Source organism: Congregibacter litoralis KT71, from assembly GCF_000153125.2.
Classification (GTDB): domain Bacteria; phylum Pseudomonadota; class Gammaproteobacteria; order Pseudomonadales; family Halieaceae; genus Congregibacter; species Congregibacter litoralis.
In genome coordinates, this window is record NZ_CM002299.1 from 1635198 (window position 1) to 1656467 (window position 21270).

25 protein-coding genes are annotated in these 21270 nt (G+C 54.7%); 23 read left to right on the plus strand and 2 right to left on the minus strand.

Going from position 1 to position 21270, the window contains the following annotated elements:
• Window positions 1-65 precede the first annotated feature (65 nt).
• From KT71_RS07495 to KT71_RS07570, 16 genes are all read left to right on the plus strand, one after another.
• Window positions 66-467: an MbcA/ParS/Xre antitoxin family protein gene (locus tag KT71_RS07495; RefSeq protein ID WP_008296042.1), complete on the plus strand. Its 402-nt coding sequence runs from the start codon at window positions 66-68 to the stop codon at window positions 465-467.
• Complete coding sequence (locus tag KT71_RS07500; protein ID WP_008296041.1) at window positions 464-1156, plus strand: RES family NAD+ phosphorylase; 693 nt, start codon at window positions 464-466, stop codon at window positions 1154-1156. Before KT71_RS07495 ends, KT71_RS07500 begins: the two co-directional genes overlap by 4 nt.
• 5 nt (window positions 1157-1161) lie before the next feature.
• Window positions 1162-1767: a 3'-5' exonuclease gene (locus KT71_RS07505; protein ID WP_023659426.1), complete on the plus strand. Its 606-nt coding sequence runs from the start codon at window positions 1162-1164 to the stop codon at window positions 1765-1767.
• Window positions 1768-1822: 55 nt separating this feature from the next.
• The gene (locus KT71_RS07510) at window positions 1823-3667 is read left to right on the plus strand and encodes a KAP family P-loop NTPase fold protein (RefSeq protein WP_008296039.1); all 1845 of its coding nucleotides are present in this window, start codon (window positions 1823-1825) and stop codon (window positions 3665-3667) included.
• Window positions 3667-4419, plus strand: a complete 753-nt coding sequence (locus KT71_RS07515) for a Qat anti-phage system associated protein QatB (RefSeq protein WP_040362238.1) — start codon at window positions 3667-3669, stop codon at window positions 4417-4419. Before KT71_RS07510 ends, KT71_RS07515 begins: the two co-directional genes overlap by 1 nt.
• Entirely contained in the window at window positions 4416-5720 is a 1305-nt protein-coding gene (qatC, locus tag KT71_RS07520; protein ID WP_023659427.1) for a Qat anti-phage system QueC-like protein QatC, read from the plus strand. The genes KT71_RS07515 and qatC overlap by 4 nt, the downstream gene beginning before the upstream one ends.
• Before the next feature lie 5 nt (window positions 5721-5725).
• Entirely contained in the window at window positions 5726-6451 is a 726-nt protein-coding gene (gene qatD, locus KT71_RS07525) for a Qat anti-phage system TatD family nuclease QatD (protein ID WP_202962401.1), read from the plus strand.
• A 140-nt stretch (window positions 6452-6591) separates the two neighbouring features.
• Window positions 6592-6894, plus strand: coding sequence for an integrative conjugative element protein, RAQPRD family (locus tag KT71_RS07530; RefSeq protein WP_023659428.1), 303 nt, complete (start codon window positions 6592-6594; stop codon window positions 6892-6894).
• Window positions 6895-6903: 9 nt separating this feature from the next.
• On the plus strand, window positions 6904-7134 hold the full coding sequence (locus KT71_RS07535; protein ID WP_023659429.1) for a TIGR03758 family integrating conjugative element protein: 231 nt from the start codon (window positions 6904-6906) through the stop codon (window positions 7132-7134).
• A gap of 100 nt (window positions 7135-7234) precedes the next feature.
• Entirely contained in the window at window positions 7235-7612 is a 378-nt protein-coding gene (locus KT71_RS07540) for a TIGR03745 family integrating conjugative element membrane protein (protein WP_008296033.1), read from the plus strand.
• A gap of 38 nt (window positions 7613-7650) precedes the next feature.
• On the plus strand, window positions 7651-8031 hold the full coding sequence (locus tag KT71_RS07545; RefSeq protein ID WP_008296032.1) for a TIGR03750 family conjugal transfer protein: 381 nt from the start codon (window positions 7651-7653) through the stop codon (window positions 8029-8031).
• Window positions 8003-8680 (plus strand): PFL_4703 family integrating conjugative element protein, encoded by a 678-nt coding sequence (locus tag KT71_RS07550; RefSeq protein ID WP_008296031.1) that lies wholly within the window; start codon window positions 8003-8005, stop codon window positions 8678-8680. The genes KT71_RS07545 and KT71_RS07550 overlap by 29 nt, the downstream gene beginning before the upstream one ends.
• Entirely contained in the window at window positions 8677-9486 is an 810-nt protein-coding gene (locus KT71_RS07555) for a TIGR03749 family integrating conjugative element protein (RefSeq protein ID WP_023659430.1), read from the plus strand. The genes KT71_RS07550 and KT71_RS07555 overlap by 4 nt, the downstream gene beginning before the upstream one ends.
• Window positions 9487-9505: 19 nt before the next feature.
• Window positions 9506-10927 (plus strand): TIGR03752 family integrating conjugative element protein, encoded by a 1422-nt coding sequence (locus KT71_RS07560; protein ID WP_023659431.1) that lies wholly within the window; start codon window positions 9506-9508, stop codon window positions 10925-10927.
• 7 nt (window positions 10928-10934) lie between these two features.
• Window positions 10935-11318: a TIGR03751 family conjugal transfer lipoprotein gene (locus KT71_RS07565; protein ID WP_008296028.1), complete on the plus strand. Its 384-nt coding sequence runs from the start codon at window positions 10935-10937 to the stop codon at window positions 11316-11318.
• A gap of 7 nt (window positions 11319-11325) precedes the next feature.
• Complete coding sequence (locus KT71_RS07570) at window positions 11326-14052, plus strand: conjugative transfer ATPase (RefSeq protein WP_023659433.1); 2727 nt, start codon at window positions 11326-11328, stop codon at window positions 14050-14052.
• A gap of 5 nt (window positions 14053-14057) precedes the next feature.
• On the opposite strand, the gene KT71_RS07575 is transcribed toward KT71_RS07570, so the two are convergent.
• Window positions 14058-14894 (minus strand): nuclease-related domain-containing protein, encoded by an 837-nt coding sequence (locus KT71_RS07575; RefSeq protein WP_008296026.1) that lies wholly within the window; start codon window positions 14892-14894, stop codon window positions 14058-14060.
• A 162-nt stretch (window positions 14895-15056) separates the two neighbouring features.
• On the opposite strand from KT71_RS07575, the gene KT71_RS07580 reads away from it, so the two are divergent.
• The 5 genes from KT71_RS07580 to KT71_RS07600 are packed head-to-tail and all read left to right on the plus strand — an operon-like array spanning window position 15057 to window position 19796.
• Entirely contained in the window at window positions 15057-15494 is a 438-nt protein-coding gene (locus tag KT71_RS07580; RefSeq protein WP_202962402.1) for a TIGR03757 family integrating conjugative element protein, read from the plus strand.
• Window positions 15491-16516, plus strand: a complete 1026-nt coding sequence (locus KT71_RS07585) for a TIGR03756 family integrating conjugative element protein (protein ID WP_008296024.1) — start codon at window positions 15491-15493, stop codon at window positions 16514-16516. The genes KT71_RS07580 and KT71_RS07585 overlap by 4 nt, the downstream gene beginning before the upstream one ends.
• Window positions 16513-17853, plus strand: a complete 1341-nt coding sequence (locus KT71_RS07590; protein WP_008296023.1) for an integrating conjugative element protein — start codon at window positions 16513-16515, stop codon at window positions 17851-17853. The genes KT71_RS07585 and KT71_RS07590 overlap by 4 nt, the downstream gene beginning before the upstream one ends.
• Window positions 17843-18211: a hypothetical protein gene (locus KT71_RS07595; RefSeq protein WP_023659434.1), complete on the plus strand. Its 369-nt coding sequence runs from the start codon at window positions 17843-17845 to the stop codon at window positions 18209-18211. Before KT71_RS07590 ends, KT71_RS07595 begins: the two co-directional genes overlap by 11 nt.
• A gap of 16 nt (window positions 18212-18227) precedes the next feature.
• Window positions 18228-19796 (plus strand): conjugal transfer protein TraG N-terminal domain-containing protein, encoded by a 1569-nt coding sequence (locus KT71_RS07600; protein WP_008296021.1) that lies wholly within the window; start codon window positions 18228-18230, stop codon window positions 19794-19796.
• A gap of 7 nt (window positions 19797-19803) precedes the next feature.
• Here the strand turns inward: KT71_RS07600 and KT71_RS07605 are convergent, their stop codons facing one another.
• Complete coding sequence (locus KT71_RS07605) at window positions 19804-20013, minus strand: hypothetical protein (protein WP_008296020.1); 210 nt, start codon at window positions 20011-20013, stop codon at window positions 19804-19806.
• Between the two features lie 263 nt (window positions 20014-20276).
• On the opposite strand from KT71_RS07605, the gene KT71_RS20445 reads away from it, so the two are divergent.
• Both KT71_RS20445 and KT71_RS07615 read left to right on the plus strand, forming a co-directional pair.
• Window positions 20277-20630, plus strand: coding sequence for a hypothetical protein (locus tag KT71_RS20445; RefSeq protein ID WP_152025194.1), 354 nt, complete (start codon window positions 20277-20279; stop codon window positions 20628-20630).
• A gap of 132 nt (window positions 20631-20762) precedes the next feature.
• On the plus strand, window positions 20763-21263 hold the full coding sequence (locus tag KT71_RS07615) for a DUF411 domain-containing protein (RefSeq protein ID WP_023659436.1): 501 nt from the start codon (window positions 20763-20765) through the stop codon (window positions 21261-21263).
• The last annotated feature ends 7 nt before the right edge of the window (window positions 21264-21270 follow it).

A 21270-nucleotide genomic window follows, 5' to 3' on the forward strand; every position in this document is an offset into this window, starting at 1 on the left:
ACAGTTTGCTAGGCTGTATTTGAGCACTGTAAATATACAGTCTAAATGCTGTTCAGGAGGTAGTCATGATCGCGCAAGCCGAACAACTGCTGCAACGTGGTTCCAGTGTCACCAGTTCACTGCTGCCAGCGATTTTTCGTATTTTCAGCCAGTGGCGTCTGACTGGCGCCCAGCAGATGACCTTGTTGGGGCTCAGCAACGAGAAGACCCTCTACAACTGGAAGAGCCAGCCTGAAAAGGCCAAGCTGACCCGGGATCTGCTGGAGCGGGCCAGTTATATCCTGGGTATCTACAAATCCCTGGAGATTCTGTTGCCTGATGAGGGTCTGGCCGATCAGTGGCTGGCTACCCCCAATGACAACCCCCTGTTCAATGGTACGGCACCGCTGGACCGGTTGCTGGCAGGGCAAGTGGTGGATCTGGCCGTAGTCAGAGATTTCCTCGATTCGGAGCGGGGTGGTTGGTGATCGATATCGATACACTACCCAGTAGCGAGGCAGATGAACCGGTCTATCGGATCATTCTGTCGCGCTATCCTCAGATCCACCTGTTCGAGCGCGTCTCCAGTGCGCAGGATTGGGACGTACTTTATGCGGTGGAGTCCCTGACTAACCCCAGGTTACGGGATGAAGTCGGTGATATTCGCCTGGTGCCACCGGAAGACCGGGTGTACGGCGATGGCGCATCCTGGATCATGGCGGCCTTCACTCACCCGCCGGTGGATGGACGTGGTGGCCGCTTCAATCGGGATTTCGGTATCTATTATTGCGCCTCCAATGAATCGGTGGCGATCGCCGAATCATCCTTCCATCGAGCACGATTCCTACGTGAATCCAGAATCGACAAGACCACCCAGGAGATGCGCGTTATCCGTGCGCAGCTGGGGCCGACAACCCTTCACGATGTACGGCACCTGATCGAAAACGCTATCTACGATCCCGACGATTACGGCGAAGCACAGACACTTGGCTATACGCTGCGAGCTGCTAATAGCTTCGGCATTCACTACCAAAGCGTGAGAGCGAAAGGGGAGTGCTACGGGGTGATGCGGCCCAAGGCGCTCACGGATGCCATCCACTGGCGCTATCTGCGCTACCACTATGAACAGGGGGCAGTCGTGAATGTTGAATCCCTGGACGGCAGTGGCAGGAGGTGATGGCAATGTATAAAGAGTTACTGTGGGTCTTTACCCAACTACCAGACGATTACATCGTACTCGATACCGAAACCACCGGACTCCCTGACGAAAATGGGCTGCCGGACATCGTGACGCTTGGGATCACGGTGGTGAGGCAGAGAGAGATTGCTAAATCCGTAGAGTTCAAAACACGACCGAAAAAGCGAATCTCAGAAGAAGCGCAGTCGATACATGGTATTACTAACGAGCAAGCTGCCGAATTTAAATCCTTTGATTCCCAGTGGAGCCATATGGCCGAATACCTGAAGGATCAGCTCATTGTCATTCACAACGCCAGTTTCGACTGGCCTATCCTGCGGGATCACGTCGTCCGATACAACTTAACCACGCCGTCAATAAAAGGTGTATTTTGTAGTCAGAAAGCCGCAACTCCCTGGGCGCAGGCAATGGATCTCTCGTGCAGCCACAGAGGACCGTCGGTAGATACGTTGACGAAGTCTCTGGGCGTTGAGAATCTCAGAGCTAAAAAGGATGGGGTGCATGGAGCGGAAATTGACAGTCAGCAAGCTGCGCAGATCCTAGAAGTTATGAGACGTTTGGAAAAGTCCAATACTGTTTGGTCCAATTAACTGACGATGGCTTTGAGGGATAAAACTTTATCCAAGTTTCTAGTGTATTCGTCTAATGGCACAATTTACGAGACGAGACTTCGAAAGTTTAGTCACCGAAAAGGGGAAGTTAGCTTTGTGGAGTGATAAAGAATCAGATAATGATTATCTGAATTTTGGTGAAGTATCGCAGATAACGGTCGACATACTGACTTCTACAGGTATGTTGCCTGTTTCCATTGGTGTGTTTGGCAATTGGGGTGCCGGTAAGTCTTCACTACTGAAGCTAATCGAACAGCGCCTTGAGGCAGATGAGAAAGACTGGATTACCATCAACTTCGACGCTTGGTTGTATCAAGGCTACGATGATGCCCGAGCCTCTCTTCTGGAAGTGATTGCTACTGCGTTAACCCAAGCTGCAGATGGGGATGAAGGCCTGTACAAAAAGGCGAAGAAGCTTCTGGCTCGGGTCGACGGATTTCGGGCAATGGGGTTTATGACTGAAGGCGCCGCCTTACTCGCCGGTATCCCCACCGGAGGACTCCTAGCCCGCAGTGTTAGTGTCTTGGGCAATGCGACTGACGGCATCCAGGATCAGGGAGAATATCAAAACTTAGGTAAGACCGCCAAAGAGGCCAAGGAACAGGTTGGTGGCCTGTTGAAGCCCGAGACGAAGAAGAGCCCGCCCCAGCAGATTGATACATTCAGGAAAGAATACGGAGAGATTCTGGAAGAGCTCGGCAAGCCTCTGGTGGTGGTTATCGACAACCTTGATCGCTGCCTTCCTGCTAACGCCATCCATACGCTCGAGGCCATTCGGTTGTTTCTGTTTTTGACGAATACAGCGTTCATCATCGCGGCCGACGAAGAAATGATACGCTCATCGGTGGCTGACTATTTCAAAGGCGCTTCCGACCGCCACCAGATCGACTACCTGGATAAGCTGATTCAGGTACCCATCCGCGTGCCCAAAGCCGGCGTGCGGGAAATCCGCTCCTATCTTTTCATGTTGTATGCCATCGACCACGGCTTGCCCCCAGATAGGCTCGAAGTGCTCCGGGAAGGCCTGGAAAAGGCCCTACAGCAGTCTTGGAAGGAGGATCCAATCACTCGGCAGGACGTTCTGGTTCTGACTGGTGAGCCAGAGGAGGGCACCCTAGCGAGGGCGTTTGCGCGGGCCGACCGCATTGCACCAGTTCTGGCAAATTCCCCTATCATCCACGGTAACCCCCGGATCGTGAAACGACTGTTAAATGTCGTGAAAATGCGCTCGCAGATTGCGCGGCGCCGCTCTATGCCTCTGGACGAGGCAGTGATCACCAAGCTGGTGATATTTGAGCGATGTGTTGGTGTGACGGCAACGGCTGACTTCTACCGCCTTGTGGACGCCGAACAGGGGATGCCCATGCTTCTCAAGCAGCTGGAGGAAGGGGGTGGCCAGATACCCGATGATGCCCCTAAGACATGGACGGACAACCCGTCCACCAAATCTTTCATCAGCGAGTGGGCTCAACTCGAACCTCGGCTTAGCGGGGTCGATCTAAGGGCCGCGATTTACCTGTCTCGGGAAACCATGCCGATTGGCGCTTACGTTGTGGGTTTGTCCCCTGTAGGGCGGGAAGTGCTGGATGTGCTAGTGAGTACCAAGAACACCAGTTCACCGACAGCCGAAAAGCTGCTGGATACCCTACCGTTGGAAGAGCAGATCCCGGTGATGGAGGGCGCTATCAGCCACTTGAGGCAGGTCTCAGATTGGTCTCGCAGGCCCAAAGGATTTGCAGGGGCATGCTTGTTGGCCCGCCACTCAACCGGCGCAGCCAAGATTCTGGTTCGATATTTACAGGAGCTGGAGCTGGGGGGTAAGCCGCCAGCGTGGATGACCGCACTGTTAAAAGAAGAAGAGTGGTATAAGGACGACTAATGGGGACTTCACAATCTAGTACCGGCCCAGGGGGCGGTTCACCACTGGTGCCGCCATGGGCCGATGACCAGCCACAGCAACCTTTACTTTCTCCACAAACTCGTAGATTTGCTCCGTTTCGAGAATCCTTGGGCAGAGCTGTGTCAAGCGGCGACCGAGGAGAGTTAAAGAGGGCTGTTGGCCACTACGCTCGTAAATCTAGTGGCGGGGGTGGTAGCGCGGCCAGGCGGATGGGCAGTGTCACCCAAGCTGGCGCTGGCCTCTTTGGTGTGTTGTCGGGGGTACCTGCTGGCCCGGGAGAGGCCAGTGTAGACCTTGCCAGTCTGGCCGGCCTCCCTTGCGAGTTGGCGATTTCTGCTATTACCCAGGCGCTGACCACTGAAGATGGGGATTCGGACAAGATACGTGTGGCGATGAATCATGCATTGGTGGACGCATTGGACGGTGTGGACACCTTTGACCCCCAATGCATCACTGACGATGTGATTGTCGACACCATGATCGGGTATCTGACCGAAAGTATTTTCCTGCAGATGGTGATGGACTCCGGCAAGGCCTGGAACAAGGCAGATACCCCTGCGATGGCAATACGCGCCGAAACGGAACTGCGTGAGTTGATCAAGGTTGTGGTCGACAAACATATGGCACCCAAACTTGCTGGCAATGTTCGGGCACTTACACGGCAGCAAATGGCACAGGTCGAACGTCAGGCCATCATCGATGCATGGACGGAATGGGAGGCCTACCGGTGACACAATTAGTATTTCACCACAATCATCAGCTACTGCCACCGGCCAGTGATGTTTTGTTGCCTGTACAACTGTATGGGCTAAGCGGGCAGTGTCGTGGTGACATTTCCGTAATCGGGAATCCGGTCATCGAAAAGGTTAAGCGGTTGGGGGTACGAATTCCCACACAAGTTATGGATTTCCTGACTATAGCGCTTGCAGTGACGGCAGCGGACACCTTTGTTCGCAGGGCAGACGCAGAAGATGGCTGGACTCGGCAGTTTTCCCTTCGGCTGCCGCTTCATGAGCCTGCACGTTGGCAACCACTGAAGAAGGATTTAGATCGAGCCTTGCACTTCCTTAGCGGTGACATGTGGGATGTTGCTTTCCAGGAAGGTGGTTGCCCTCCCCCGGTACCATATCGCCGACGAGACCGGTTCCAACGGGTTCGGCTCAGAGGGCTTGATTGTGTGAGCCTCTTCTCTGGCGGACTGGATTCAGCCATTGGGGCGATCGATCTGCTTGCACAAGGGCGGACTCCACTATTGGTAAGTCATGCCTATAAGGGCGATAAAACGCATCAGGACCGGATCGCCGAAGCGCTTGAGGGGCGATTTTCACGCTTTGAGGTCAACGCGGATCCTCACCTCTATACAGGTGAAACAGATATAACCATGCGAACACGAAGCCTCAACTTTCTCGCGTTTGCTGCTGTCGGTGCCTGTGCTGTACAGGCAGTTTCGCAGGAAGAGACGGTTGACCTATTTGTTCCTGAGAATGGCTTTATCTCGCTAAATGCTCCATTGACGCCGCGGCGAATTGGCACATTGAGTACTCGCACCACTCACCCACATTTTATTGAAAGCATCCAAAACCTCTTTGGGGCGGTCGGTATCCCCTGCCGAATTGTCAATCCTTACCAGTTCGAGACGAAAGGCCAAATGGCCACTAAATGCCAAAACAGACAGCTGTTGGCAGATATCGTGGATAGTACGGTGTCATGCAGCCATTGGAAACGGTCGAATCAGCAGTGCGGGATCTGCGTGCCTTGTATCATTCGTCGGGCTGCGCTTTATGCAAGCGGGATTGGTGAGGACACTGAGTACACATTCGGCGCTGTAGCTGACGTTCTGAATGAGACTGACCGCAGGGATGACCTCCTAGCGCTGTCCATTGCTGTCAAACAAAAAACAACTCGAAAATCAGGGCCATGGATTGCGGACAGTGGACCACTTCCTCCGGCGAAGTTCGAAAACTTTCAGAAAGTCTTTTTAGATGGACTAGTCGAAGTTGAAGCCTTCTTGAGAGCTGAGGGCGGCCTGTGAGCCCTGTGAGTATCGATATGCATTGCCACCTCGATCTGTATCCCGAACCGATAAAGGTGGCGGCAGAGTGCAAGGCGAGAGGCACTTATGTGTTATCGGTGACAACGACTCCTAAGGCATGGGATGGGACATGTAAGCTTGCTGAGGGAAGTCAGCGGATCCGTACTGCGTTAGGGCTACACCCCCAACTCGCTCACCAAAGATCAAATGAATTAGAGCTATTCGATGCCCTGCTGCCGGGCGCTAAGTATGTGGGGGAGATCGGGCTCGATGGAGGAAAAGACTTTAAAGAACACTGGGAAGTTCAGCTGATGGTATTTCGCCACATACTAAGCAGCGTGAATCGAGCTGGCGGGCGTATAGTGTCAATACACAGTCGCGCCAGTGCAGAAGCTATCTTAGATGAGCTTGAGAGTATCGATAGTATTCCCATTCTGCATTGGTTTACTGGAACAAAAACGCAGCTAAAGCGAGCAATTGACCTTGGCTGTTGGTTCTCCGTTGGGCCCGCAATGCTAAATACCAAAAATGGAGCTGAACTAGCGCTGAATATTCCCAAAGATAGGTTGCTAACTGAGACAGATGGTCCATTTGCGAGGCACAGGCGCGAGCCACTGCAGCCATGGGATAGTGAAATTGCTGTTAATCAACTTGCAGATTTATGGAATTGTCCAGTGTCCGATACAACTCATATATTAAAGAATAACTTTCGATCACTTCTGATCAGCTAACCGACGCTCCATCACTGGACCTAAAGAAATACAGAAAGAAACTTCAAAAAACCGCCCCACCAACCGAATAGATTTCCCATCGTCCATCCCGATTAATATCCGCATTATGCCCCGTAACAATACACGGGAGCAGCAGTACCATGAAACGCCCATTCTGGTCATCGACGTTTCTCATTCTAGGTTTGTCAGTCACGTCAGCGGCGTTTGCCGATGCCGACGCCGAGCGCGAGGCTTTGGCGAAAATCATCCATGAACTCAATACCCTCGAGCCGCTGATCAAGCAGGCGCAGGCTAATGCTGAACAAGATGCCCGTATCCGATTTCGCTATGACTGGCTGCGTCAGGACTTTAAGCAGATCAAGGACGGCATCCAGTCGCACATCAATTCTCCCCGCGCTCAGCCTCGCTCGTTTCCGCCTTTGCGCGGTGATTACCGTCGATAGGTCTTGTCCGTGACTGCCGCACAACAAACTGCATTCCAAGCCGGTTCCGGCATTACCTCAGGCACGATGTTGACTGCAATCGCATCGATGATCCTGGTGTTGGTGTTTGTTTGGGTGATCTGGGTGGCTTTAGGCGCATTTCGGGCCTGGCAGGACGGGCAAGCCACGGTCTTTGATCTGACCTGGAGCACTCTGCGGGCAAGCATTGTTTTGATGGTATTGGGTTTCTATTTGCGGTGAGTCAATCGAGAAAGTCCCGCAAGGGCAAGCGGCGGAGCATCGCAGTGGGATGCGGGGATAGTCCCCATTTTTATCAGCGTTATAGAAGAGGAAAGTTGTTATGGGTACATCAAATACCAAAATCAGTTTCAGCAAAAAAACTGCTGCCATCCGCAGAGCGTTATTGGCAACGGCAGCGGTGGCTGTTCCACTGCCGCTCTGGGCGGCATTGCCGACGCCGGTCGCGCCGAGTACCGGTCCGCCAGCAGGGGACTGGATTGGCCTGATTCAGGGCTATATCAAAGATGGTGGCCTGGTGCTTGGGTTGGCCATTGCGGTTTTGGGATTTCTCTGGATCGCGTATTTGGGCTTTGCAAAATTCAATGAAGCTCGCCAGGGCAAGGCTGAATGGGCCGAAGTGGGTGTGCTCGGGATTGTCGGTGCGATCGTGCTGATATTCGCCAGTTATCTGCTCACTGAAGCGGCAGGCGTCATCTAATGGCTGACGTCAACAATTGACTGCGATAGGAGACGTGAGTGTCCAACGACCATGAAATTCTGGCGGATCGGCTCAATGCCGAGCCCGCCATCTTTAAAGGCTGCTCATCCTCTGAGCTGGGCATGATTGTGGTGTTGGCCATTGTAATATGGTTCCCCCTCAGTCTATTGCTGGCCTGGTTGCTGGGCGCAATCACTATGGGCTTTGGGATCGCCGGTGTCGGCGTGGTGGCCACAGTCGTGGTCATGGCGACGCTGTTTCAGCGTATCAAACGTGGGCGGCCAGAAGGTTATTACCAGCAATGGTTACGTATCCGCCTGCATTCCATGGGGCTGTACCGCGTACCCTGGGTACTACGGAGTGGATCCTGGGATATCGGGAGAACGCAGCATGCGCCGCTACCGTCTCGAAATCGATAACGTACGTTCGCATTTGCGCTCCCTGTGGGCCGTCATCGGCCTACAAGGACTGATCATTCTCGCGCTCTGGGTTGGTTGGAGCCAGGCCCCCAAACAGCTGCGCGTCTATGTGCCACCCGATCTGCGCTCCGGAGCAGTGCTGGCCGCCGAGGAAGTGCCTGCAGCGAATGTCTATGCGTTCGCGTTCTACATTTTTCAGCAACTCAATCGCTGGCCCGAGAACGGCGCGACTGATTATGGCAGTGCAATTTTTCGGATATCGCCTTACCTGACGCCCCGCTACCGCAATGATCTGATTGAGGATATGGAGCTAAAAGCCAGGCGCGGTGAGCTGGCTTACCGCGTACGGGGAGTTCATGAAGTTCCCGGGCATGGTTACGAAGAACGTCGCGTTGACGTGTTGTCTTCAGGCGCATGGATTGTATGGCTGGATCTGGATTTGATGGAGTCGGTGAAAGGCATGACCGTTAAGCAGACGACTATTCGATATCCGATTCGCGTGGTGAGACAAGCGATCGATCCAGAAACTAATCCCTGGGGCATGGCTCTTGATGGGTACGGAAGTGAAGGCCCGCGTCGATTAACCGATGCCGAACTGGCTGCTCCCGGTGCAAAGGGTACCAGCACTGAAGAGGAAACCTCTAGATGAAAGCTCCGAATTGTTACTCTCCAGCCCAATGGGTTGCTATTCTAGGGTTATGTTTTTTCGTGGTGTGCTTTGCGCAAGCCGATGACGCGGCCTCGAATGGTCCTGAAAGAATTGTCTGGAACAAATCGCCGATTGTCATCCCGTTGGTCGTGGGCGAAGAGCGTCTTGTTCATTTCCCTGATTCGGTGAGTATCGGCTTGCCGCAGACGCTGACGCCATTGCTACGTACTCAAAGCATCAACGGCACCGTTTACCTGCTGGCTAGACAGTCTTTTGAGCCTAGCCGTGTCATGGTGCGATCGGAAACCGATGGTCCGATGTACGTCCTCGATATTTCAGCAGCGCCTGGCGAAGCAGAGGGGCGCTCACTGCCTGATGTGCAGATACTGTTGGAAACACCGCAAGATACAGGTGCAGCTGAGTCGAAATATGGCATGCGATCACGTCCATGGGGCTACGCTGCATTAACCCGGTATGCCGCTCAACAACTCTATGCGCCTACGCGACTCATTCCCCGTCAGTCGGGTGTGGTTGCCATGCCGGTAACTGGCGAAACGGTGGATCTGGTGTATGGCGCCAAGGTTGAGTCCGTACCAGTCGCCGCCTGGAAGGTAGGTCTGCAGTATGTCACCGCCGTAAAACTGACCAATCGTACTCAAAGAGCAGTGGTGCTGGATCCGCGCGAGCTGCGCGGGTCATGGCTGGCTGCCACGTTTCAACATAATCGCCTGTTACCTGCCGGCAATGAGGCCGATACGACAGCCGTCTATCTGGTCTCTGACCGGCCCTTCGATGTGGCACTTTGAGAGAGGATAGGAATTAACCATGTCGATGGTCACCAGTAATCGTTTGTTACCTATTCTTGCCGGCTCCGTTGTGTTGACGGCAGTGCTAGTTGGGCTGAAGTCCTGCTCCCCGAAAGAAGGGCAACCTCAGCTGTTGGAGGCCGTACCGCGGGCGCCGAAACCGGATGCCGATACACCCGCAGACACCATCAAGACACTGACGGCGAATGTCAGCGCCATGACCTCGGAACTCAATGCCCTGCGTCGGGATAACACCGCCCTCAAACTGGAGAATCGCGGCCTTGTCGACGATAGAAAACAGATCGAGAACAACGTGTTATCGAGAGTGCAGACAGTATTGGAAACAAAGCGCATGGACGCAGCACCTACCGAAACTACGTCAGCGATCGCCGAACTGACAGCGAAGGTCGATTCGCTGACCAATCGGTTTGTAACTTCATCGTCACAGGCGTCGTCCATCGGTTCTGATATTCCGATCGGACTCGGTCTGGATGGCATTGGAGCATCAACGGAGGAGTCGGAGTCGCTGGTGTGGGTTACTCCCCTGGAGTTCACGCCATCGCCTGACGGTGATAAGGAGACGTTGATCAACCGGTTCACTCGCACCAGCCGCAATGCGTTAGACACTACCCGGCCGGAGGTGCAATCGCTTGTGTCGAAAGGGTCCGATGCCCTCAATACGGCGCTCCCCGTCTACACAGTGCCTCGCAACGCCACACTGATTGGATCCACCGGTATGACCGCATTGGTGGGCAGGGTGCCTATCCAGGGGCAGGTCCGCGACCCCATGCCGTTCAAGGTGATTACTGGCAAGGAAAACCTGGCTGCCAATGGTCTGCGCATTCCAGGTGTTGAAGGCATGATCTGGAGCGGCACGGCGATCGGTGATTGGACGCTCTCCTGTGTGACCGGGAAACTGGAATCGGTGACCTTTGTTTTCGAGGACGGCACCATCCAGACCCTGTCCAGTGACGATAATCAGTTGGGTGGTTCCAGTGGAAACAGCGATAGACCCCTGGGTTGGATTTCCGATGCGCGCGGTATTCCCTGTATTACGGGAGAGCGCAAGACGAACGCACCGGCGTTTCTGGCACAGCGCATTGGCGTGATGGCGCTGGAAGCCGCCGGTGAAGCGGCGGCGCAGTCCGAAACCACTACGCTGATCAGCGACTCGGGTACGGCCACCAGCGTGGTCTCAGGTGAGACGGGTAAATACGTATTGGGCAAAACAGTAGGCGGGGGAAGCGACGAAGTCGCTCAGTGGTTGCGGGAGCGTCAGGCTCAGAGCTTCGATGCGGTATTTGTGCCCGCGGGTATCGAGCTGGCGATCCATGTCGATCATGAACTCCCCATTGATTTCCATTCCAACGGCAGGAAACTCCATCATGAAACGAATCTTTTTGAACACGCAACGATTACCACTGGTTCTGGTCTGGACTAGTGTGCTGATGGTCGGCTGCGCCAGCACCAAGGAGTCGGTGTTACCGCAGGACGGCCCCACCATGAAGTCCATTTACGATCAGCATATGGTTGATGTTCAGAAGTCTGACCATCGTCGAACAATCGCTGGTCAGCCGTTACCGCAATCCGGTATTGACCACTATCAGGGCTTCGTTCGAGAGTCCGCCAATGAAATCGATACGGTATTTCCCCGACTGCCGAACCCCACACTGGTGATGTATATCTTTCCTCATCTATCGGGCAGTGAACGCACGCCGGTACCGGGCTATGTGACCACATTCCCGTTTTACGAAAAGGCGGAGTATGCGTTACCGGGGGAAGTGCCCGGTGAGGTGCCGGCAGCGGTCGTACCTTCGCCCGACAAGCAGTAGGGCATTCATGACGAACTCAAAATTCCTCGATCCTTCGGACGCTTCGCCCTTAACTTCCGAATCGGTAGAAAAGCAGTACCATCGTCCGTCGTCGTTTACCGACCTGTTGCCCTGGATGGAATATCTGCCTGAGAGCAAAGCCTTCTTGTTGGAGGATGGCGTTAGTCTGGGGGCCCTATTCGAGGTTCAGCCGGTCGGGTGCGAAGCCCGCACGCCAGCGTTTATGACACAGCTGCGCGATGCGATTCAAACCGCAATCAACGAGGCCATCCCCGAGCGCGATGACGCCCCCTGGGTATTGCAGATATATGTGCAGGATGAGCCCAAGCTCACGCAGTTTGATACGTTACTGGCCAGATATCCGTCTTCGAAGGTTCGTGCCTCGGAGTATTCACAACACTACCAGTCGGTGATGACGAAACACTTGCATGCAATTTCTCGACCAGGAGGCTTGTTTGACGATACCACGGTCACCGGCTCGCGTTGGCAGGGGCAGCAACGTAGGATTCGTGTAGTGCTATACCGTCGCTTGAAGAGCAATGGTAATACTCCAGCTGCTATCGAGGTGGAAGAGGCGCTCAATGATGTGGCAACTAAATGGATCGCCTCGTTGGCCGCCGCCGGGATCACGGCCCAACGCGCTAACGGTCAGGCGTTCTATCAATGGTTGCTTAGCTGGTTCAATCCTAATCCACCGTTAGCAGAGGGTAATTCAGAAGCACTTCTACAGTTGGCGCCATACCCAGGTGATGACAACTTGCCATTCGGTCATGACTTCGCGGAACAGTTGGCCCTGTCGATGCCCCGTTCGGACCAGGCAACGGCGAGCTGGGTTTTCGACAATATGCCTCATACTGTCGTGAGTATTCAAAGCTTGCGGCGGGCACCGGACATTGGGCATTTTACGGCAGAGCGCCAGGCTGGGGATCAGGTATTTTCGCTGTTCGATCGTCTGCCTGAACACACCATCATGGCGATCACACTCACGCTCAAGCCGCAGGACACCACCCGCAATCATATTGCCCAGATCAAGCGCGCATCAGTGGGCGATTCCGCTGAGGCGTCGATTACTCGGGAAGATGCCGAGCAAGTGGAGCGGGAGATGGCCCACGGCAACAAGCTGTATCCCGTGAGCATGGCCTTCTATGTGCGGGGAGAGAATCATAAGACGCTGCGCAATAACCTGAATCGACTTCACGCGCTGCTCTTACCCAACGGCCTGCAGCCCATTACCCAGGAAGCGGACTTACTGTCACTCGACAGCTATATCCGCAACCTGCCCATGGCCTATGACGCCGACCTGGATAAATCCCGACGTCGCTCACGTCTGGTGTTTTCTCGCCACATTGCCAATCTACTGCCGTTCTACGGTCGTTCGCGTGGGACTGGCCGTCCGGGCCTGGTTTTCTACAACCGAGGCGCCGAACCGCTGGTCTTCGACCCGCTGCACCAAGATGACCGCAAGAAGAATGCCCACATGCTGATACTGGGGCCCACGGGGGCAGGGAAATCGGCGTTGTTGGTGTATCTGCTGCAACAGATGATGGCCCGGCATCGACCACGCATTTTTATCATCGAGGCCGGGGCTTCGTTTTCGCTGTTGGGACAACATTTTGCCCACCACGGCCTGTCGGTTAACCAGATCACGCTAAACCCCAATGTCGATGTCAGCCTACCGCCCTTTGCCGCCGCGTTGCGGTTGCTTGATCGGGGACATGCGTTCAATCCGCTCGATGTCGATGAAAGTACCTTGGAGGCGATATTAGGTGATGACGATGAGGTCGAAGAAGAGGGGGGCGGTCGCGATATTCTCGGTGAAATGGAGATCGCCGCACGCATCATGATCACCGGCGGCGAGGATCGCGAAGATGCGCGGTTGACTCGTGCGGATCGACTATTGATTCGCAACGCCATATTCCTGGCCGCAAGAACCGTGAAAGAAACAGCTAGAAGCCAAGTGATTACCCATGATGTGGTCAATGCCTTTCAGACCATCGCCACCAACACGGAGTTGCCCGAGCATCGACGCAATCGCGCTCTCGAAATGGGTGACGGCATGGCATTGTTCTGCTCGGGCCTGGCAGGCCACTTCTTCAACCGGCCGGGGCAGTCCTGGCCAGAGGCTGATGTCACTATCCTGGAAATGGGTATGTTGGCCAGAGAGGGCTATGAAGATCAGCTGACCGTCGCCTACCTGTCCATGATGGGCCACATCAACGACCTGGTGGAACGCCACCAGCATGATGACCGGCCCACTCTGGTAGTCACTGACGAAGGCCATATCATTACCACCAATCCCTTACTGGCCCGTTACGTGGTCAAGATTACCAAAATGTGGCGCAAACTCGGTGCCTGGTTCTGGATCGCGACCCAGAATTTGGAGGACTTTCCCGACGCCAGTCGCAAGATGCTCAATATGATGGAGTGGTGGTTATGTCTGGTAATGCCGAAAGAGGAGGTGGAGCAGATCGCCCGCTTTAAAGATCTCAATGATGAGCAACGAAACCTGCTGCTGTCCGCCCGCAAGGAGCCCGGCAAGTACGTGGAAGGGGTGGTTCTGGCCGACAAGGTCGAAGCGCTGTTCCGCAACGTACCGCCTGCCTTGTCACTTGCCCTGGCGATGACCGAAAAGCATGAGAAGGCCGAGCGCGCAGCGATTATGCGTGAGAAGAACTGCTCGGAGCTGGAGGCGGTTTACGAGATCGCCAAGCGTATCGAACAGTCTCGTGCGTAGCAGGTTTACTGATTTCGGGGGTGTTTCATGACCCCACGGCAGGCTGGATAGGTTGCGCATCCCCAAAATTGATTGCCCGCGTTTTGTCCCTTTCTGGCCGTTCTTAGTACCACCGTACCGCCACACTTTGGGCACTGTTTTTGACTTTGGGACGTCGTCGACGCAGTGGTTGGCGGAACGATTGCGGGGGTGACTGGCGGTGAGGGGGCTTTCTTCTGGCGCAGATGGTTGACGTGTTTTCGGTTGGTGGTAAACACCCGCTGTAATCTCAGCTGCTCGATTTGTGTCGTCACGGTCTCCACGTCGGCCTGGCTGAGGATCACTTCGTGGCGCGCTTTGATATACCGGATATACCCACCGGCATTAACCACATTGTCGGGTAACTCCGTCTTGAACGTCGAATCACCGACAAACACAACCAGCGAGTGAATTGCGGAAGCGGGAATATCCAGCAAAGCTTCCAGCGTTTTGACGTGCTTATAGTTCTGGTGCAGTGGATTCTGAAATTTATGGGTGTGTTTGAAGATTTTTTGGGTCCAGGTCTTCTGGTTGGCCGAACCGAATATCCAGCCCTTCATGTTTTTGGTTTCAATTACGAACACGCCGTAGCGCGACACAATAATGTGGTCGATCTGTGTGCTGCCATCATCGGTTTGTAATGTCACATCCTTGATCAGGTGGTATTCGTCCTTTGCAAGAAACAGCCGTGCGGCCGTATTCACCAGAAACTCACCGGTAATGCCTTTGAACCAGGGTGACTTGAGAATACCTGCCAGGATAGCGAGAGGTATGAGGTACCACAGCGCGCTGTAGACCTGATGGATGATGGGGCTGAAATCCATTCCTGCATTTCTTCCGTTATGAATGTTCCGCCATTATAGGAATGTCGCTTCCGGTCGGCCAGAAACATCAACGCTTCGTGTCTGGGTTTTCTGTTTATCCCCCACAGTCAATCCTTCAGCATGAATGCTCTGTCAAAGGTATGTGGATCTGGATGGCTGCCAGTGAATAGTGCAAGAGCTCATCTCATTCTTTCGATCGTTCTAACAGGGATGCTCTGTGAGCCGGTTTTGGCTGACGAACCCTCAATTGCGATCGAGGTATTTACCGGTTCAATGAACCCTGTTGCGAATGGTACGGACGGTATAACCGTGTACTACATAGATCGTATTGATCGAATTCAGCAAGAACTCTCCAAAGATTTGCCAGCGAATCCCGAAGCCGCAAAACAGACTGCCCTTCGTCGCTTTCAGCGTATGGACAATAGACTCAGCCATGAACTGGCAAACGCCTCTAACGGCCTTGTGCAGGCGATGCACTACGGCATTGATCGCTACCCGGCCATCGTCTTCGATGGCAATGCGGTGGTTTACGGCATCACCGATGTTCGAGCGGCAACCCAACGGTATCGGCAGTGGCAGGCCAGGGAGGCTCGACCATGATGCGCGCTATCCGCCGTTGTGGATTCATCCTGCTGATGTGGTTGCCCCTCATGAGCCATGCTGGAACCATCTCCACCGCGGAAATCGTGTCTCAGACCACGAGTGCCGCGCTCAGCTGTATGCGCTGGATGCCGGTGGGGATGTGCTTTTGGCTGCGCTGTTCCATTTACGAATGTAATGTCGAGACATCAATCAAAGTTGGCCATTACCAGCCGGATGCAGTGGTGAGTAGTTACAACGAACTCGGTAGCAATCCCTGGACAGAGATTCGCAGCATTCTTGGCGCCGCCCAAAGCTACGCCGCGACAGGACTGCTCGGTAGCTTGCTGGCCGTGCCCATCGAGAGTGCCGGGAATCGAACGGAAGGTGGGCAGGGCAACAAGGATCACCGCAATCTGATCTTTCGGGAGACCGATGTCATCGGCCATCCTTTAGGTTCGCTGTCGGATGTCCTGGCGGGTACCGGCTATTTGTGTGAATCGGAAACCACCTCCTTTTATCCCTATTTCATGTCGAGCCTGGATGCGCTCTCCTGGCGTATGGAAATCCCGGAGATGTTCTATCCAGCGAGTCTGATACCCGGCATGCGGGAAATCGGCACCTGGCCTCTGCAGACCTGGGGTGGTGTCTACCCCAGAACAGGCTGGACCACACAGGCAGAGGAGCCCAAGGCCGCGGCAATCAATGCGCAGCGAGCCGGGGATATCGTGACCCGGAACGGTCAGCCGCATATTTACGATCAGATCGAACCGTCTTCCAGCTCCGACCAGCGGATTTGGTCGCCGGGTCCATTGGTTGAAGACGATCCTGCCACCGGTGAGTGGCAGATGTTGCTCCCCAAAGCAGAATCAAGCTGCGCTGTTTTTGGCACCAACGATCTCGCCAGCGCCAATGGTTGGGGTGGTGGCCGCGTGGACGAGGAGGGTGATTACGCCTGGAACCTGTGGAGGCCTTATCAGTGCTGTGAAAAAGAAGGCCAGTTTTTTCTGTTCGACATCAACTGGATCAATTACCCGCCATGATCAAACACAACCCTATTCGCTGTCTGCTGATCGCTTTGGCGGTCGCCATTGGCCCCGACAGCTATGCCGCTCAGGCGCCCACGGAAGATGGGCTTTGGTATTACGAGATCGGTGGCGCCGAACCGGTCTCGGTACCGGCCAATCCTGCCGTGGTCTCCACGACGTTGGGTGGCTCTGCTCAACTGGGACTCGGCTACAGCTGTGGCAAGTTCGATCCGGTGGCGGCGGTCACCAATACCTTGAACGACATCGGATCTGGTGTCGATAACATGATGAACGCCATGACAGCAGCGGCCACCAGCGCCATAGCGTCCTTACCTGCGCTCATTCTGCAACGAGCCAACCCCGGCCTGTACGATCTCTTCCAGAATGCCTTGATCAAAGCCGAAGAAACCCTGCAGCTGGCCACCAAGTCCTGCGAACAGATGGAGGCGGAAATCGCCCAGGGCAAGAACCCCTACGCTGATCTGATCACTTTATCCAAAGGTAATGATTGGAAGGTGCAAATGGGTATTGGCGGCAATGACGCTGTCACAGCCAAAGACACGGTGGAATCCTCCAACGGCGATAACGGTGTGCCCTGGATCGGTGGGCAGGCCGGAGGAACCGGCCAGCCAGTGCTGGAGTTCACTGGCGATATCGTCGAGGCCGGTTACAACATCAATATGAATCGCGCTGTGACTGACACCAGTCCGGTACCGGCCGCGTCGGCCACCCGTCTGTCGGAAATCTGGAGTACGCCCGGCGAAGCCCGGGACTGGACCGTGGATGTGGTGGGCGAGAATATCGTCACTACCTGCGATACCTGCCGCAAGGACAGCATTCCCGGTACGGGCCTGCTGCCGAAGCTCTATCAGGAATCCGCCACCGTCACCACCGAGATTCAGAACCTGGTCAGTGGCGCGACACCACTCACTCTGACTAATCTGGAGCAGATCACCGCACCCGGCGTTGCCATTACCCGCCAGGTGATCGAAGCCATCCGCGAGATGCCGGCCTCAGAGCAGAGCCTAATCATGGGCCGCCTGGTCTCCGAGATCAGCACCGCACGCACGGTCGAGAAAGCACTGTACGCCCGACGTCTGCTGCTGTCGGGGCGGCAGGTCCCTGAGGTCTACGCCACCGAAGTGGCCCGCGAGCATGCCGACAACTCCATCGCCGAGCTCGATAAAGAAATCGAAAACCTGCTGTTTGAAACCCGTGTGCGCAAAGAAGTGGTGTCCGACACCGTTGCCACATTACTGGAGCGAGCGGCTGCCAAACGGCAGAGTTCCCTTACCATGCCGGAAGTGCCGACCCTGGATCCCAATCCGTTGCGAGGTGGGCGTGTTCAATAACCTCCGATCACGGCGAAAAAACTTTCTGCTATTCACCACCATGGCCGTGTTGCTGACAGTGCTGGTGGGGTATCTCCTGATGCATCGATTGCACACGGATTCCGTGCAATCCGTCCAACAAAGCATCGATGCCTGGCGGACGACATTGACAGCCATGCGCTGGACAGTGATCGCTGTCATTGCCTTTGGCTGGAATCATCTGGTTGCCTGGCTGGTTGATGCGGAGATCCTGAGCCGGGCCAAAGCAACCCGACTAACAGGCTTACGCTGGCGCGCCGTCACCTGGTTGGTTTTGCTCGAATTGGTGTTAGGGCAGGGTGTATTGGTCAATGCCCTTAGCTTGATGGTTAGAGCTTGATCATTGGAGCAGGGCAATGAGTGTCGATAGCTATCTGGAGCTCTTTACTTCCCTTTTTGGCTGGACCTTCTACGGTATTCTGTGGGATGTGCTGGTCAGTACCGGCATCGTCTATCTCCCGTTTCTGGGCATCCTGATCGATAACTGGCGCGAACCGGCGCAGGGCGGTGAGGTGGGTCATGCCAGCGGCCTCTCGCTGCGGCGCATGGAGATCGAGCTGTTCATTGCGTTGTTGGTAGTCGTGCTGGCCGGGCAACCCGCTGCACTCACGCCACTCAATGCGGGTACCTTGTCCTACTCGCCGCCGCCGACCTTGCTGAACCCAACGCCAACAACCGCGACCGTAGCGGCCCCACAGAGCACCTATGGCACGACGGGTTTTACCGGCTCTGCCGCAACGGTGAATGTGCCGGTGTGGTGGTACGGTGTGATCGCCCTTAGCTCCGGTCTGAATCACGCCATTGTCGAAGGCCTGCCGACCGTGGCAGATATGCGCACCTTCGAGCAACAAGCACACCTGGCCACCATTGCCGATCCGCGACTCAGGCAGGAGGTGAGCGATTTCTTCAGCCAGTGCTATATCCCGGCCCGCTCCAAATACCAGGCTGAACGGCCAAACACAGCGGCCATCAATGGCATTCTCACTACCTACGGCGCCGATGACCCCGACTGGATGGGCTCACACGTCTACCGCGATACCGCAGGCTATTACGACACCCTGCGCCCGACCAACCAAATTACCGGCTGGGCTTACAACGCGGCCAGGGATACGGAATACGATCCGACGACTCCGCCAGCCTGGGGCAAACCCTACTGTAAACAGTGGTGGGAAGATGGGGCTATTGGCCTGCGTGAAAAGCTGATCAATGAGGCAGACGCCACCTCGGCCGGCTTCTCCGGTCTGGTGGTCGCTATTGCGCCGGCACTGGCCAGCGAACAACAAAATGATGCCGTCGCCAAAACCGTTCTCACCAATGCGCCACCGTCCTGGTCGAGCAATGAACTGATCGCCAACAATGCATCCGGGGCAGGATTGGTCAACACCGCTGGATCCATCGTCAAAGGCGGCCTGGCGACCGGTGGTGTGGTCACCGCATCGGCCCTGTTTTCCGTCACCATGACCGCCGTGCTGCAATCATTGCCCATGGTGCAGTCCATTATGTTGCTGGGCATCTATGCCCTGCTGCCGCTGGTGGTAGTTTTGTCCCGCTACTCGATTGCCATGATGGTGGTCGGTGGCATGGCCATCTTCACCATTAAGTTCTGGACAGTGCTCTGGTACCTGGCCATGTGGGTCGACCAGAACCTGATTCTGTCAATGTACCCCGACGTCAATGTCTTTCTGCAGATCTTCGCCAACCCTGGCGAACACGATGCCAAGCGCATGTTGCTGAATATGATCACAACCAGTCTCTATCTGGGATTGCCGCTGCTGTGGAGTGGGATGATGGCGTGGGCGGGGGTGAATATAGGGCGCTCTATCACTGCAGCTACTTCCCCGCTCGCAAGGCCTGCTGATGATGCAGGAAGGCAGGGCGGCAGTTTGGGTAAAATGGCCGTCTCAAAAGGGATGAAGAAGAAATAGGGAGCTGTTACAAGTCCTCCTCATACCAGCCATCTGGATCAGCTCCAGAGTCCATACGTCCAGTACGAAAATTGTGCTCCCCAAATCGGTCTGAGCCATCTCCTAAGGGACGGTCTTCGCTTTCGTCGTCATCGGCGCTGAATAGAATGCCCACAGCGGTTACGAGCAAAGCAGCACTGGCTCTGAGGATATTGGCAATGCGGTTGACAGTATTCATCGGCAGACTCCACCTGCGGGTTACTCCAGCTCAGATTTAAGTATAGCGCCGTTGGACAAAAAAACTTAGCTCAGCCACTCAATCCTGACGGGGTGGGCCTCAAGTCAATATTTGCAGTTCTGGCGCTTAATGGAAGTATCCGTTGATTGATCTATGTCAATCATCAAGGGCGTTATGTTTGAACTTTCGAGAGAATAAGGTATCTTTCCTAATGTTAATATAACCATTTGCAGATTATGTGGCTTAGCAGATTCAGATTTTACATGGCGATCTTCGCGTTACTGGCTTTTACCAGCCAGTCGTTCGCTGTTGCGAAATTGCCCTGCCACAAGATGAGTCACGAACCTGATGTTCCAGTAATGACGGGGGCAATGGATCATGGAAGCCATACCAAGGCAAACAATATCCAGATCAATAATGCCCTTACGGCTGATGCCGCTGATTGTTGCAGCCAGGATCACTGCTCTCAGTTGGATTGCATCTCTGCAAGCGTTGCGGTGGTGAGTACACTGTCGCCGTTTTCCGTTCAGTTTTCTCAAACCCTCAATACAGCGTATTCGGTTTCCTTCCTCTCCCAGGCAGCTTCCTCGCTGTTTCGCCCCCCCATTTCCCGCTGAAGTAGGGTTGGTACGCCTGAAATTCAGGCGTCTGACGACTCGATAAGCGGGAGATAAAAACTCCCATAACGTATGTTTAAAACGCGCCATCGCTACGAGCGCGTTCACTGCAACTCTTGATTGGGAGTCATCATGAAGCCGTTACATACCTATCTGCGCTTTCCGGCGCTGATCGTATTCCTGTTATTTCTTACCGCTTGTTCAGAAAGCGAAAATCACGCAACTAAAAGCGCAACGATTGCCACGTTGGATGTTTATAAAAGCCGCACCTGTCAATGCTGCCAGCAATGGGTTCACCATATGGAAGATGTTGGTTTTGACACAAAAACCCACCACCCGTCGGACTTGAATCGCATTAAAAATGACTATGGCATAGCACCTGAGTTCCAGTCCTGCCATACAGCAGTGACGAGTAACGGTTATGTGTTCGAAGGCCATATCCCTGCGCGCTTTGTTCAGCAGTTTCTGGAAAACCCTCCTGATGACGCCATCGGCCTTAGTGTGCCCGGCATGCCGGCAGGCAGCCCGGGTATGGAGATGGGTGACAGGTTTACGCCTTACAAGGTATGGCTGCTTAAAAAAGACGGTTCGGCTGACGTGTTTGCATCTGTGAATAGTCGCGATCAGCAATAGGACATAT

What these genes read in the sequence shown, in the direction of transcription:
- KT71_RS07515 (WP_040362238.1), top strand. Translation starts at nt 3,667, where the DNA reads ATGGGGACTTCACAATCTAGTACCGGCCCAGGGGGCGGTTCACCACTG.
- KT71_RS07585 (WP_008296024.1), top strand. Translation starts at nt 15,491, where the DNA reads ATGATGCGCGCTATCCGCCGTTGTGGATTCATCCTGCTGATGTGGTTG.
- KT71_RS07605 (WP_008296020.1), bottom strand. Translation starts at nt 20,013, where the DNA reads ATGAATACTGTCAACCGCATTGCCAATATCCTCAGAGCCAGTGCTGCT.
- KT71_RS07510 (WP_008296039.1), top strand. Translation starts at nt 1,823, where the DNA reads ATGGCACAATTTACGAGACGAGACTTCGAAAGTTTAGTCACCGAAAAG.
- KT71_RS07555 (WP_023659430.1), top strand. Translation starts at nt 8,677, where the DNA reads ATGAAAGCTCCGAATTGTTACTCTCCAGCCCAATGGGTTGCTATTCTA.
- KT71_RS07570 (WP_023659433.1), top strand. Translation starts at nt 11,326, where the DNA reads ATGACGAACTCAAAATTCCTCGATCCTTCGGACGCTTCGCCCTTAACT.
- KT71_RS07615 (WP_023659436.1), top strand. Translation starts at nt 20,763, where the DNA reads ATGAAGCCGTTACATACCTATCTGCGCTTTCCGGCGCTGATCGTATTC.
- KT71_RS07530 (WP_023659428.1), top strand. Translation starts at nt 6,592, where the DNA reads ATGAAACGCCCATTCTGGTCATCGACGTTTCTCATTCTAGGTTTGTCA.
- KT71_RS07565 (WP_008296028.1), top strand. Translation starts at nt 10,935, where the DNA reads ATGGTCGGCTGCGCCAGCACCAAGGAGTCGGTGTTACCGCAGGACGGC.
- KT71_RS07495 (WP_008296042.1), top strand. Translation starts at nt 66, where the DNA reads ATGATCGCGCAAGCCGAACAACTGCTGCAACGTGGTTCCAGTGTCACC.
- KT71_RS07590 (WP_008296023.1), top strand. Translation starts at nt 16,513, where the DNA reads ATGATCAAACACAACCCTATTCGCTGTCTGCTGATCGCTTTGGCGGTC.
- KT71_RS07575 (WP_008296026.1), bottom strand. Translation starts at nt 14,894, where the DNA reads ATGGATTTCAGCCCCATCATCCATCAGGTCTACAGCGCGCTGTGGTAC.
- KT71_RS07560 (WP_023659431.1), top strand. Translation starts at nt 9,506, where the DNA reads ATGTCGATGGTCACCAGTAATCGTTTGTTACCTATTCTTGCCGGCTCC.
- KT71_RS07600 (WP_008296021.1), top strand. Translation starts at nt 18,228, where the DNA reads ATGAGTGTCGATAGCTATCTGGAGCTCTTTACTTCCCTTTTTGGCTGG.
- KT71_RS07550 (WP_008296031.1), top strand. Translation starts at nt 8,003, where the DNA reads ATGCGCCGCTACCGTCTCGAAATCGATAACGTACGTTCGCATTTGCGC.
- KT71_RS07540 (WP_008296033.1), top strand. Translation starts at nt 7,235, where the DNA reads ATGGGTACATCAAATACCAAAATCAGTTTCAGCAAAAAAACTGCTGCC.
- KT71_RS20445 (WP_152025194.1), top strand. Translation starts at nt 20,277, where the DNA reads ATGGCGATCTTCGCGTTACTGGCTTTTACCAGCCAGTCGTTCGCTGTT.
- KT71_RS07505 (WP_023659426.1), top strand. Translation starts at nt 1,162, where the DNA reads ATGTATAAAGAGTTACTGTGGGTCTTTACCCAACTACCAGACGATTAC.